Genomic DNA, 11,925 nt, shown 5'->3' with positions numbered 1-11,925 from the left:
CTGGGGCTTCGGAGGTGTTCGCCGCCGCTCCGCTCACGACGATTTATAAATAAACCCCAAAACCACGACAAAACCGCTCTTATCGCCACTCGTCGCGGGGCACGCAGTCGGACTCGCGGACCGTGATCCACCGGGTGGTCCGCTCGTCCGGGTCGACGTCCCGCTCGAAGAACGTCACCTCGCCGCCGCCGTCGCCGTCCGTCCGTTTACAGACGAGTTCGGGCGACCCGTCGCGAACACGCGCGGATGACGTGGACGTGGACATACGTCATGATTCGCGCTCGGTCGGATAATAACTGTTGGTTTCAGTCGCGCAAAAATAGAAACTACGGGCGTAGTTACTCCCGCGCCGGGCCGCGCTCAGCGCCGCACCGGCACGCCGCGCTCGTCGAGGTACGCCTTCGTCTCCTCGATGGAGTAGTCGCCGAAGTGGAAGATGGAGGCCGCGAGCCCGGCGTCGGCGTTCGCCTCCGTGAACACCTCGTACATGTCCTCGGGGCCCCCGCAGCCGGAGGAGGCGATGAGCGGGGTGGAGACGGCCTCGCCGACCGCTTTCATCAGAGGCACGTCGTAGCCGTCCTTCGTGCCGTCCTTGTCGATGGAGTTGACGAACAGCTCGCCCGCGCCGCGCTCCTCCGCCTCCTTCGCCCACGAGACGGCGTCGATGCCGGTGCCCTCGCGGCCGCCCTTCTTCGTACACTCGAACCACACCGTCTCGCCGTCCTCGTCCTCGTAGAAGTGGTCGCCCTCGTCGTCGTACCGGCGGCGGGCGTCGACGGAGATGACGATGCACTGGCTGCCGAACGCGGCCGCGCCCTCCTCGATGAGCTCGGGGCGTTCTAAGGCGCCGGTCGTGATCGACACCTTGTCCGCGCCGGCGCGGAGCGTCTCCTTGATGTCGGCCTTGGTGCGGATGCCGCCGCCGACCGTCAGGGGGATGAAACACTCGTCGGCGACCGCGTTCACCACGTCCAGCATCGTCTCCCGCCCCTCGGCGCTGGCGGTGATGTCGAGGAAGACGAACTCGTCGGCGCCCGCCTCGTTGTACTTCTTCGCCAGCTCGACGGGGTCGCCCGTGTACTCCAGGTTCTCGAAGTTGACGCCGGTGTACACCGCGGCGTCGCCGTCGTCGTCGAGGTCGACGTCGATACAGGGGATGATGCGCTTCGTGAGTCCCATTCGTTGGCGAAGCGTAGACCGCGCCGTCGGTTAAAAGGCGCGGGGCTCACTCGGCGTCGGTCGCGCCGGCCGCTTCGTCAGCCGCCGCGTCCTCGTCGCGGCCCGCCTCCCCTCGTCGGTCGTACTTCGCGACGGCGCGGTCCGCGCGCGTCGAGACGCCGTTCGGGTTCTTTGCCGGGCTCCGGTCCCGCCGCCGCGCGACGATCCCGTCGGAGGCGCCCCCGGTGAGCCCGACGATCACGTCGCGACCCGTCGCGGCCCAGCGCGAGGGGGTCGACTCACCGCGGACGACGTCCCGCGCCGCGCCGACGGCGTCGCCGATCGCGTGCGACCCCGTCCGGAAGAGGACGGTCGGCCGCACGCCGTAGTTCTTCAGAAGGCGATAGGCGAGCCCGCGGTACTTCCAGCCCCACTCGTGGGCGCTGCGTCCGCCGTCCGCGGCGGTCGGGGTCGGCAGTTCCTTCCGCGCGGTCATCTCCGGCCGCCACGCCACCTCGCGGTCCATGCGCGCCAGTCGGTGGGCCGCGTCGCGCGCGCCGCCGACCCGGAGGTACTCGTCGAAGCCGTCGAGGTCGCGGAGGGCCTCGGGCCGGAACGCGACGTTCCCGCCCTCGAAGTAGGTGACGTCCCGGCCGGCGATCCGGTTGCGCTCCGGTTCGCTCGGATCGTCGGCCGCCGCGTCGGCCGCGCGGTCCGCGTCCCCGTCCGCCTCGCTCGGCGGGATCGGGGTCACCGGGCCCGAGACCACGGGGGCCGCGTCGAGGCCGTCCGCGACCGCGTCGCGCCACCCCGGCTCGATGCGGTTGTCGTAGTCGACCAGCGCGACCGCGTCGCCCGTCGCCACCTCGATGCCGGCGTTGCGGGCGACGTTCACCGTCCGGTCGGAGATTTCGACTAGCACGTCGACGTCGTCGCGGTCGCGAACCATGCCGGTCGTGCCGTCGGCCGAGGGGCCGTTGACCACGATGACCTCGGCGTCGGGGGCGTTAGCCGCCAGCGCGTCGAGGCAGGCGGCCAACCGGTCCCGACCGTTGAGCGTCGGGACGACGACCGAGAGGTCCATACGACCCGCTATCGGGGCGAGGAGGTAAAAAGGGCAACGTGTGCGTTCGATCGGCCCGAACCGACGCCGCGCCGACTGCGGCCGGCGATAACGGTCCGAGGGCCGCTCAGATCGTCAGGTAGTACACCTGCTTGCGCGCGTCCTTGAAGCTGTACCGCGAGTCGACGAGGCCCTCCTCCTCGAGGCGGTTGAGCGCGTAGCGGACGGTGCGGTCGGGCAGCAGCGACTCCTCGGCGAGGCCGCCCTGCGAGAGGGGCGCGTCCCCCTCCAGTACCTTCGCGACGAGCTTCGCGCTCGGGGGAAGCTCGCGCAGGCGGTCGCGATACTCGCTCTCCGACAGGCGGTCCTGGTCAGCGGTCTCCGCGGGACTGGTACTCATGTCTCACACGAATCCCGTGGGTAGTGGTAAAGGTTGGCTACATATAGGGGAATCCGCCTGTGATAATATAATGTGTTAATATCACTCTTCGGCTCGCTCTCATACACGATCGATCAGGCGTGTTTTCCGGCGGCGGCCCGTACGCCGGCTCGTGATCCCCGAGTCCCACGTCGACATCCTCGAAGCCGAGTCGTACGCGCACTTCGCGACCGTCGGGCCCGACGGCCTCCCCCACGTCACGCCGGTGTGGGTCGACCACGAGGACCGCGAGTACGTCCTCGTGAACACCGCCCGCGGGCGACGCAAGGAGCGGAACGTCCGCCACAACCCGAAGGTCGGCGTCAGCGTGCTCGACCCCGACGACCCGTACCGCTACGTCTCCGTCCGCGGCGAGGCCGAACTGACGGAGGAGGGGGCGCGCGACCACATCGACGAGCTCGCCCGCCGGTACTTCGGCGTCGACGAGTATCCGCACCACGACGAGGAGGAGGGCGCCCGCGTGATCGTGAAGATCCCCGCCGAGAACGTCGCCACGAGCGGGTGACCGACGACCGCCGTCGGAACGGCTCGGACCGCCCGAACCGAGGTCCCCGTCGGACCGCTTCCAGTACGGTTTTGTCGGTCGGGCGTCCACCACGGACAACGTGAAGGGACAGGACTGGTACCAGGCCGACGAGGTCGCCGAGGAGTACGACGACGTCCGCTTCTCCGGCGGCGGACAGCTCATCGACCGCCGGGAGAAGGAGGCCGTCCTCGCCGCGTTGGGGCCCATCGATCCCGGTCACCGCGTGCTGGAGGTCGCCTGCGGCACCGGACGGTTCACGACGATGCTCGCCGATCAGGGCGCGGACGTCGTCGGGCTCGACGTCTCCCGCGAGATGCTCGAACAGGCCCGCGAGAAGGTCGCCGCCGCCGGGCACGCCGACGCCGTCGAGTTCCTCCGCGGCGACGCCTCGCGGCTCCCGTTCCCGGATGACCACTTCGACACGGTCGTCGCGATGCGATTCTTCCACCTGATGGACGACCCGGTCCCGTTCGCGAAGGAGCTCCGTCGGGTCAGCCGCGACCAGGTGTTCTTCGACACGTTCAACAGCCGCAGCCTGCGGACGCTGTACACCTGGCTGCTCCCGATGGGATCGCGGCTCTACTCGGAGCGCCAGGTCGCCGCCATGCTCGGCGACGCGGGGCTCACACTCGCGAACGAGGAGCACGACTTCGTGTTGCCGTACGGCTTCTACCGCGAGCTGCCGGGCGCGGTCGCGCGGCCGTTCCGGGCGCTCGACGAGCTCGCGGGCGACACGATCCCCGGCGACTACGTCGCCTCGGTGTCGTACTGGGACGCCAGGGTACCGGACGGGAAGTGAGCGGCGCGCCGCCGCTCGTCGCCTGTCCCGCCGTCAGAAACCGCCGCCGCGCTTCGCCGTCGCTTCAGCCCGCCTCTTCGACGACTTCGCCGACGGCGAAGTTGGACTTCACTTCGGTCACTTCGATCTTCACGCGCTCGCCGACCTCGGTGTCGGGGACGATGATCACGTAGCCGCGCTCGACGCGGGCGATCCCGTCGCCCTGCTTGCCGAGGTCCTCGATCTCGACGTACCGCATCTCGCCGGGCTCGACCGGCGGCTGCGGTCCGTCGTTGTTCCGGGAGGGGGCGCTGTCGGCGTCGTCCGTCGACGCCGCGGCCCCGTCGCGCGCGACGAGCGCGACGCGGTACGTCTCGCCCGGCTCCAGCGACCCGGTCTCGATCTCTCGGTTGGGCACGTCGACGACGTACTCGCCGTCGTCGGCCTCGCGAACTTCCGCGCTGAACAGACAGAGGAGCTTCTCGGAGATTTCCATAGTAGACTCCATCGAAGACTAGAAGCGGGCCAGTATAGTTGTACCGCCGACACTGTTAGGGAGCCGGGCGGCAAGCGTTCGGCGGGTACCAACGACTTTGTCGGCACCGGTCGAAGGGCCGTCCATGCCAATCTTCGATCTGCCGGACGCAGCCGTCTCGCCGCCGATAGTGACGCCGTTCGCCGCCGACGGCGACGCCCCCGGCGGCGAGGTCGACGCCGACGCCCTTGCGAGCCACGTCGACGCGCTCGTCGAGGCCGGGATCGACGGGGTTGTCCCCTGCGGGACGACCGGCGAGTTCGCGAGCCTCGACGACGGCGAGCGGCGGACCGTGATCGAGACCGTCGTCGACGCGGCCGACGGGCGAGTCCCGGTCATCGCCGGCACGGCCGACACCGCCGTCTCGCGGGTCCGAGACCACCTGTCGGCCGCCGCGGCGGCCGGAGCCGACGCGGGGCTCGTCACGCTTCCCTACTACCACACGTCGACGGACCCGGACGGGCAGCGAGCGTTCCTGGAGGCCGTCGCCGACGACGCTCCCCTCCCGATCCTGCTGTACGACATCCCGGCGACGGTCGGCGAGGGCATCGACCTCGACGCGCTCGCCGACGCGGCGGCCCGCGAGTCGGTGATCGGAATGAAGGACACGACCGGCGACCTCACCGGCCTGGAGGCGAAAATCGGCGGCACGCCCGAGGACTTCGCCGTCTTCCAGGGCGTCGACGCCCAGCTGTACCCGAGCGCGAGCCTCGGCGTCGACGGCGGGATCCACGCGCTCTCGCAGGCGATCCCGGAGGTCTTCGACGCGCTCGGCGAGGCGATCCGCGACGGCGACGACGAGCGGGCACTGGCGCTCCACCGCCGCGCGGTCGCGCCGCTTTTCGCCCGCTGCGCCGACCACGGCTTCGCGCCGGCGACGAAGGTGGCGGCGGCGCACCGCGGCTTCATCCCCGACCCGGCGGTGCGCCCGCCGCTAACGCTCCCGGACGAGGCCGCCCGCGAGGCGATCCGCGACGACGTGGACGCGGCGCTGGACGTGGTCTGAGAACGCCCCGACCGAGACCCGTCTCCGCTCCCGTTACTCCCCGCCGATCGGGGTCCCGTCGGCCTCCTTCGGGCCCTCGGAGTCGAAGACGACGACGTCCCCGTCGGCCCGCTCGCGCGCAGTCGGGTCGTAGCCGTCGCGCACGCCGATGGCCTCTTCGAGCTCGCGAACCGCGCGCTCCTTCAGCGCCGCGGCCAGTTCCTCGGCGTCCTCGCGGGAGATGTCGCGGCCGAGCCCCTCGCACTCGTGGGCGCGGACGACCCCCGCCTCGTCGACCGCCTCGCCCATCGGCTGGCTCGTTCCCTCCAGGGCGACGCTGAACGGGTAGGTCCGGCAGATGAGGGGTCGCGCGTCGTGGACGGTACAGGCGCCCTCCCCGCCCGATTCCTCGTAGAAGGTACAGTCGCCGCAGCCGTCGGTCGCGAGCGCCCACTCGAACGTCTCGCCGACCGGGTCGCCGTCCCCGTCGGCGTCGAGGCCGAACGGCATCGGCCGCGCCACGTCGCGCCAGTCGTACGCCTCGCCGGATTCGTCCTCGGCGGCGGCGGCGACGCGCCGGACCTCGTCCGGGAAGACGGTCGCGGTGTGCGGCTCGCGGTCGGCGTCGTCGCCGTCGTGGCAGTCGGGGGTATCGCCGTCGCCGTCTGAGCCCCCCTCGTCTGCCCCCTCTCCCGCGGGCGCGCCCCCCGGCTCGTCGGGGGCGTAGCCGGTACAGCAGCCGCCGCAGCGCGTACACTCGAACCCGATGGACTCGATGGCGTCCGCCAGGTCCGCGACCGCGAGGTCGCGGGCGGCGTTGAGTTCGGCTTCGAGCGACTTCATGTGTTACCCTTCCGTGACGCGCGCGAAAAACCCCGACGGTCCCGAGCGAACCGGAGCGATATATATCCCTCTTAGCAAGCCCCATGACCGGGCAGGAGACGAGTCAACACGTATGGCCGCGAAGCCGCACGCGCGACTGCCACCGGCGTACGACTCCCTCCGGGTCGGTATCGCGCTGTTCGACGTCGCCGACGGTACTGTAGAGAGCGCGAACGACCGCTTGGAGTCGCTCGTCGGGTACTCGACCGCGGAGCTCCGCGGGCTGTCAGTCGGTCGATACACCGCCAACACGTACCGCTTCTCCGAGTCGGAGTTCGCCGAGCGCCTCCGCGAGGCCGCCGCCGGCGGCTCGCCCGAGTTCACGTGGCGGATCAAGCGGCGTGACGGGGAGTTGGTCTGGGTCCGCGTCTCGCTCTCCCCGTGGTCCGGCGACCGGGGGCCGGAGGGCGACGCCGACCGACGAACCGACGGCGACGGCGAGCGCGGGACGGGCACGAGACGAGTCCTCGCCGAGGTGCGCGACATCAGCGAGCACTACGCTGCGAGCCGGCGCGAGGCACTGTTCTGGCGCGTGCTCCGACATAACCTCCGGAACGAGGCGAACAAGATCATCGGGTACACCGGCGAGATCCTTCGGGCGACCGACGACGACGGCGTTCGCGAGGCTGCCGCGGATGCGCGCGAGGCCGCGGTGGGGCTTGGCGGCGTCGCGACCTCGGTCAAGGAGATCCAGCAGGCCGTCTGTCGGTCGGAGCCGCCGCGTTCGCACCGACGGGCCGCCGCCGCCGCGCGCGACGTCGTCGCCGCGCTCGAACCGTCATACCCCGACGCCGAGTTCGTCGTCGAGGAGCGCCGACCCATGTGGATCCACGTCGACGCCGCGTTCGACCACGCGCTTCGCCACGCGGTCGAGAACGCGGTCCGGCACGCTGACGAGCCGGACCCGACCGTCGAGGTGACCGTCCGCCCGTCGCCGAACACCGGGCGCGTGGAGATCCGCGTCGTCGACGCGAACCCGCACATTCCGGAGGCCGAGGTCGACGCCCTCGACGCGTTCGGCGAGGTGACGAACACCCGCCACGGGACGGGCGTCGGCCTCTTCGTCATGAAGTGGTGTATCGAGTCGCTCGGGGGAGAACTCGAGTTCGAGCGGCGGGACCCCCGCGGCAACGTCGTCCGGCTCTACCTCCCGGCGAGGGAGCGGCCGGCGCCGTCGGCCTGACGGCGCCCGGCGAAGGAGCGAAGTGCGCCCGCGACCTACCGATCGAGCGTGAAGGAGTTCGAGCGAAAACAGCTCCTGGAGCGGGTCGAACGGGAGTCGTCGACGATCGGCGTCGACATCCCGGAGTCGATCGAGATCCAGGGGGAGGCGATCGACCTCCGGTCGTTCGTCTTCGAGATCAAGCGGCGCGACTCGGTCCCGCCCGGCGAGCGCGACCGCGTCGAGCGCGCCAAGCGGAACCTCCGCCGCGAGCGGCTCGACCGCCTGGCGCCGATCGAGGACAACGAGGTGAGCTACGAGGAGGGCGAGCGGCTGGCGGCGTCGATCATCGGCATCGACCGCGCGCTGGAGGCGCTGGAGGGGCTCGACGCGCCCGACCCGGAGACCGAGGCCAAGCGCCAGGAGGCCGCCGACCAGAAGCGCTGGATGAACTTCCTGAAGAAGGCGCTCGGCCGCGAGGACGCCGGCGGCGGGAGCGGTCGCACGCGGTTCTGACCGCCGGCGAGGGGCGCGGTCGCGGCCCCCGGCCGCGCTCAGTTCCCGGTGAAGTCGATCCGCGAGCCGCCGCCGTCGCCCTTCCCCGCGGAGGGGCCGAGCCGGACGAACTCGTAGGCGTCGTCGTCGAGGTACACCGCGTCGTCCGCGACCGTCACGCCGACCGATTCGAGGACGGCGCCCTCGCAGGGACCGAAGTTACAGTAGCCGCCGTCGGCCTCGAAGGTGGCGCCGTGCGTCTGACAGAACACCTCGCCGTTGCGCACGAACGCCCCGTCGTCCTTGTCGAGGCGCACGTCGGTCCAGTGTTGACAGTAGTTCCGGAACGCGCGGACCTCCCCGGCGGCCCGCGTGAGGATCGCCTCGACCTCGGGCCCGCCGTCCTCGCCCTCGCCGAGGTCGCCCTCTCCCTCGTCGACCGACTCGGGGTCGACCGGGCGCAGTGTCGCGAGCAGCGTGCTCTCCTCCGGGACCTCCTCGACGCCGGCGATCCGGCGGCTCTCGTCCATATTGTCCGGTGGGATGGGGCCGATTTGAACGCTGTGGTCCCCCGCCGACCTCAGAGCCGCTCGCCGTCGTAGTGAGCTTCCTCGATCCGCCGGTCGAACAGCCGGGAGATGAGGGTCGTGAGCGGGCCGGCGACCCCCTCGCCGTCGCCGTCGACCGCGATGCCGTCGACGGTCGCCACGGGCCGGACCTCCCAGGTGGAGTTCGTGAGGAACACCTCGTCGGCCTCGCGCACCGCGTCGGGTGCGTACGTCCCCTCCTCCACCGGGATCCCCTCCTCCTCCGCGACCTCGATCACGGTCGCCCTGGTGACGCCGGGGAGGATCGGGCCGTCGAGCGACGGCGTCTTCAGGGCCGTCCCGTCGGCGAAGAAGAGGTTCGCGGTCGCGCCCTCCGCGACGTTGCCGTCCGGGTCGAGCAGCATGGCCTCGTCGGCGCCCGTGACCCGCAGTTCGAGTCGAGCCAAGATTCCGTTGAGGTAGTTGTGGGTCTTGGCCGCGGCCGGGATCGCGCGGTCGGCGGGCTTGCGCGTCTTCGTCGTCTGGAGCGCGGCCGGGCCGTCGTGGACCGGGTCGCTCCCGACGCCGCCGCGCGCGAGCGGCTTCGCGATCACGACGACAGTCGGGTCGACCGCCGGCTTCGGGTCGAGCGTCCCCGGCTGGACCCCGCGAGTGACCGAGAGCTTCACGTACGCGTCCGCGAGGTCGTTCGCGGCGAGGGTCTCGTCGACCCGGCGTTTCAGGTCCGCGTCGGCGAGCCCGTGGTCGAGCCCGAGCGTCTCGCAGGTGTCCCGGAGCCGGTCCGCGTGCGCGTCCCACCGGAAGACGGCGCCCCCGTACGCGCGCATCGTCTCGAAGGCGGCGTCGCCGTAGGCGAACCCGCGGTCCTCCACCGAGACGGTCGCCTCCGGGGTGGGGACGAGGTCGCCGTCGACGTGGTACAGTCGCTCCGCGTCCTCGTCTGCGTCACGCATCCTCACACACCTCCACGAAGTTCCGGACCATGCGCTTCCCGCGAGGCGTCAGGATGCTCTCCGGGTGGAACTGGACGCCGACGTGCGGCTTCTCGTGGTGGCGCACGCCCATCACGACCTCGCGCTCCTCGTCGGTGCGGGCGGTCTCGACGAGTTCGTCGGGGAGGTCCTCGCGCTCGACGCACAGCGAGTGGTACCGTCCGACCCGAAGGCGGTCGGGGAGCCCGGCGAAGACGCCCTCGCCGTCGTGGGTGATCGTCGACGGCTTCCCGTGGACGACCTCCGGCGCGTGGCCGACGCGGCTCCCGCCGCTCGCGCACAGCGCCTGGTGGCCGAGGCAGACGCCGAACACGGGCCGGTCGAGCTCGAAGACCGCGGTCGAGACGCCCGCCTCCGCCGGCGTCCCCGGGCCGGGCGAGACAACGACGCCGTCCGGGTCGAGCGCGCGGATCCCGGCGAGGTCGACCGCGTCGTTCCGCCGGACCGTCACCGCGCCGGCGACCTCGCCGACGTACTGGACGAGGTTGTACGCGAACGAGTCGTAGTTGTCGACCACGAGGACCCGGGCGTCGGCGTCTCCCGCGCCGGGGCGCCAGCCGCCCCGCGCGTTGACGTTGGCCGCCGCGGTCGCCGCGTCGCTACTCCCGCCGTCGGCCGCCGCGTCGACGCCGCCGCCGTCGATGTCGCCCGTCATCGCTCGGTCACCTCCTCCGGCGCGGGCCCGTCCTCCGGCTCGACCGCCATGTCGCCGGCGGCGAGCGCCTCGTCGACCGCGCTCACCAGCGCGCGCGCCTTCGCGAGCGTCTCCTCGTACTCCGCGTCCGGGTCCGAGTCGTGGACGATCCCCGCGCCGACCCGGAGGTGGTACTCGGCGGCGTGGCGCACGAGGGTCCGGATGACGATGTTCAGCGTCGCGCGGCCGTCGAACCCGGCCGCGAACATCGACCCGGTGTAGGGCCCGCGGCGCGTCGGCTCCAGCTCGTCGATGATTTCCATCGTCCGCGGCTTCGGCGCGCCCGTGATGGTCCCGCCGGGGAAGCAGGCCGCGACCGCGTCCGCGAGCCCCACGTCCGGGCAGGCCTCGCCCTCGATCAGGCTCACGAGGTGCATCACCTCGCTGTAGCGGTCCACCCGTCGGTACTCGCTCACCTCGACCGTGCCGAACCGCGACACCTTCCCGAGGTCGTTGCGCTCCAGATCGACCAACATCGCGTGCTCGGCGCGCTCCTTCTCGTCGCCGGTCAGCTCGGCCTCCAGCCCGGCGTCGGCCGACTCCGTGTCCCCCCGGGGCCGCGTCCCCGCTATCGGCTCCGTGACGAGGCGCGCGCCGCGGTCGGGGTCGTCGGTCGGCTCGCGCGCCAGGAGGAGCTCCGGGCTCGCGCTCACGAGGTCGCCGCCGGTCGGGCGGTCGCCGAACTCGATCAGCCCGGAGTACGGCGCCGGGTTCACCTCGCGGAGCGCGTCGTACGCCTCGACGGGATGGACCGCGGCCGGCGCGGTCAGCCGCTGCGAGACGTTCGCCTGGAACGTGTCGCCGTCGCGGACGGACGCCTTGACCCGCCGGACCGCGTCGGCGTACCCCTCGCGGCCCACGTCGCTCTCGAAGGTCGCGCTCTCCGCGGCCGGGTCGGGCGGCGCCCCAGAGGCCGCGTCCCCGGTCTCGATCCGGGTTATCAGGTCGGCGGCCCGCGCCCGCCCCTCGTCGAACAGCGCGTCGAGCGCCTCGCGGTCGGCCTCGGTGTCGTCGAGCCCCGCCGGCACACGGGGACAGGCGGTCACGCGGAGCGTGACGGTCCCGCCGTCGTCGTCGCCGTCCTCGGCATCCACCGGACACTCCCAGGCCGCGATCCGGTCGAAGAGCGCGGCCTGGAGCCGCGGGAGCCCGCGGTCGTCGACCGCGCCGGGGCCCGCGGGCGGCGCCGGCGGGAACGCCTCCAACTCGCGCGCCACGTCGTAGGAGAGCCAGCCGAACGCGCCGCACGGGTACGGCACCTCGCAGTCGCCACGCGCCAGCGTCTCGCCGTCGAGGACGCCCTCCAAAGCCGAAAGCGAGGCCGACGGGCGCCGGTAGTCGCCCGCTCCGTTCGCCCCTTCGCCGCGCTCCGCTCCGTCCGCGCCGCCCGCGCCGGCGACGACCGCCTCGGCGGCGACGGTCAGCCGCTCGATCGGGTCGACGCCGAAGTACCCCCACCCGGACTGGCCGCCCGTCGTCTCGTAGAAGACGCCGCCGGGGCCGTCCCGCGCCCGGCGGTAGGCGTCGAAGGGGTCGTCGACGGCGACCCGGATCTCGACCGGGACCCGCGCGCCGTCCGGCGCCGCGGCCGCGACCGCGCGGAACCGCTCCCGGTCGGTGTGTACCGTTCGCCTCATGGGACTCCGTTCGGCGGGCGCGAGGAAACAG

The 11,925-nt window shown here is 72.0% G+C and carries 15 protein-coding genes; 5 read left to right on the top strand and 10 right to left on the bottom strand.

The window, feature by feature from the left end; genetic code table 11:
• Positions 1 to 79: 79 nt before the first annotated feature.
• The 4 genes from HPS36_RS03410 to HPS36_RS03395 form a co-directional block, all read right to left on the bottom strand.
• Positions 80 to 265, bottom strand: coding sequence for a DUF7511 domain-containing protein (locus tag HPS36_RS03410; protein ID WP_006114234.1), 186 nt, complete (start codon positions 263 to 265; stop codon positions 80 to 82).
• A 95-nt stretch (positions 266 to 360) separates the two neighbouring features.
• Positions 361 to 1,179 carry an imidazole glycerol phosphate synthase subunit HisF gene (gene hisF, locus HPS36_RS03405; RefSeq protein ID WP_173228503.1) on the bottom strand — a complete coding sequence of 273 codons (819 nt, stop codon included), beginning with the start codon at positions 1,177 to 1,179 and terminating at the stop codon, positions 361 to 363.
• A gap of 46 nt (positions 1,180 to 1,225) precedes the next feature.
• A complete protein-coding gene (locus HPS36_RS03400) occupies positions 1,226 to 2,242 on the bottom strand; it encodes a glycosyltransferase family 2 protein (protein WP_173228502.1) in 1,017 nt (338 codons plus the stop codon).
• A 106-nt stretch (positions 2,243 to 2,348) separates the two neighbouring features.
• Entirely contained in the window at positions 2,349 to 2,621 is a 273-nt protein-coding gene (locus HPS36_RS03395; protein WP_053771729.1) for a MarR family transcriptional regulator, read from the bottom strand.
• A 151-nt stretch (positions 2,622 to 2,772) separates the two neighbouring features.
• On the opposite strand from HPS36_RS03395, the gene HPS36_RS03390 reads away from it, so the two are divergent.
• A complete protein-coding gene (locus HPS36_RS03390) occupies positions 2,773 to 3,165 on the top strand; it encodes a PPOX class F420-dependent oxidoreductase (RefSeq protein ID WP_173228501.1) in 393 nt (130 codons plus the stop codon).
• A 100-nt stretch (positions 3,166 to 3,265) separates the two neighbouring features.
• The gene (locus tag HPS36_RS03385) at positions 3,266 to 3,985 is read left to right on the top strand and encodes a class I SAM-dependent methyltransferase (protein ID WP_137717083.1); all 720 of its coding nucleotides are present in this window, start codon (positions 3,266 to 3,268) and stop codon (positions 3,983 to 3,985) included.
• Between the two features lie 64 nt (positions 3,986 to 4,049).
• On the opposite strand, the gene HPS36_RS03380 is transcribed toward HPS36_RS03385, so the two are convergent.
• Positions 4,050 to 4,460 (bottom strand): TRAM domain-containing protein, encoded by a 411-nt coding sequence (locus HPS36_RS03380; RefSeq protein ID WP_173228500.1) that lies wholly within the window; start codon positions 4,458 to 4,460, stop codon positions 4,050 to 4,052.
• A gap of 124 nt (positions 4,461 to 4,584) precedes the next feature.
• On the opposite strand from HPS36_RS03380, the gene HPS36_RS03375 reads away from it, so the two are divergent.
• A complete protein-coding gene (locus HPS36_RS03375; RefSeq protein ID WP_173228499.1) occupies positions 4,585 to 5,505 on the top strand; it encodes a dihydrodipicolinate synthase family protein in 921 nt (306 codons plus the stop codon).
• Between the two features lie 33 nt (positions 5,506 to 5,538).
• Here the strand turns inward: HPS36_RS03375 and HPS36_RS03370 are convergent, their stop codons facing one another.
• Positions 5,539 to 6,327, bottom strand: a complete 789-nt coding sequence (locus tag HPS36_RS03370; protein WP_173228498.1) for a YkgJ family cysteine cluster protein — start codon at positions 6,325 to 6,327, stop codon at positions 5,539 to 5,541.
• Between the two features lie 112 nt (positions 6,328 to 6,439).
• On the opposite strand from HPS36_RS03370, the gene HPS36_RS03365 reads away from it, so the two are divergent.
• The gene (locus HPS36_RS03365) at positions 6,440 to 7,549 is read left to right on the top strand and encodes an ATP-binding protein (protein ID WP_173228497.1); all 1,110 of its coding nucleotides are present in this window, start codon (positions 6,440 to 6,442) and stop codon (positions 7,547 to 7,549) included.
• Positions 7,550 to 7,597: 48 nt separating this feature from the next.
• Positions 7,598 to 8,044, top strand: coding sequence for a DUF5788 family protein (locus HPS36_RS03360; protein WP_137717088.1), 447 nt, complete (start codon positions 7,598 to 7,600; stop codon positions 8,042 to 8,044).
• Between the two features lie 38 nt (positions 8,045 to 8,082).
• Here HPS36_RS03360 and HPS36_RS03355 read toward each other — a convergent pair whose 3' ends face one another.
• From HPS36_RS03355 to HPS36_RS03340, 4 genes are read right to left on the bottom strand one after another with little or no spacing between them, the layout of a single operon-like run.
• The gene (locus HPS36_RS03355; RefSeq protein WP_173228496.1) at positions 8,083 to 8,553 is read right to left on the bottom strand and encodes a Rieske (2Fe-2S) protein; all 471 of its coding nucleotides are present in this window, start codon (positions 8,551 to 8,553) and stop codon (positions 8,083 to 8,085) included.
• A 50-nt stretch (positions 8,554 to 8,603) separates the two neighbouring features.
• Positions 8,604 to 9,524, bottom strand: coding sequence for an aminotransferase class IV (locus HPS36_RS03350; RefSeq protein WP_173228495.1), 921 nt, complete (start codon positions 9,522 to 9,524; stop codon positions 8,604 to 8,606).
• Positions 9,517 to 10,218, bottom strand: coding sequence for an anthranilate synthase component II (locus tag HPS36_RS03345; protein ID WP_235681730.1), 702 nt, complete (start codon positions 10,216 to 10,218; stop codon positions 9,517 to 9,519). Before HPS36_RS03345 ends, HPS36_RS03350 begins: the two co-directional genes overlap by 8 nt.
• Positions 10,215 to 11,894, bottom strand: a complete 1,680-nt coding sequence (locus tag HPS36_RS03340; RefSeq protein WP_173228494.1) for an anthranilate synthase component I family protein — start codon at positions 11,892 to 11,894, stop codon at positions 10,215 to 10,217. Before HPS36_RS03340 ends, HPS36_RS03345 begins: the two co-directional genes overlap by 4 nt.
• Positions 11,895 to 11,925: the final 31 nt, after the last annotated feature.

It is taken from the genome of Halorubrum salinarum, assembly GCF_013267195.1.
GTDB classification, from domain to species: domain Archaea; phylum Halobacteriota; class Halobacteria; order Halobacteriales; family Haloferacaceae; genus Halorubrum; species Halorubrum salinarum.
The sequence above is the reverse complement of the archived record's forward strand: the minus strand, read 5'-3'. Positions and strand labels throughout refer to the sequence as shown.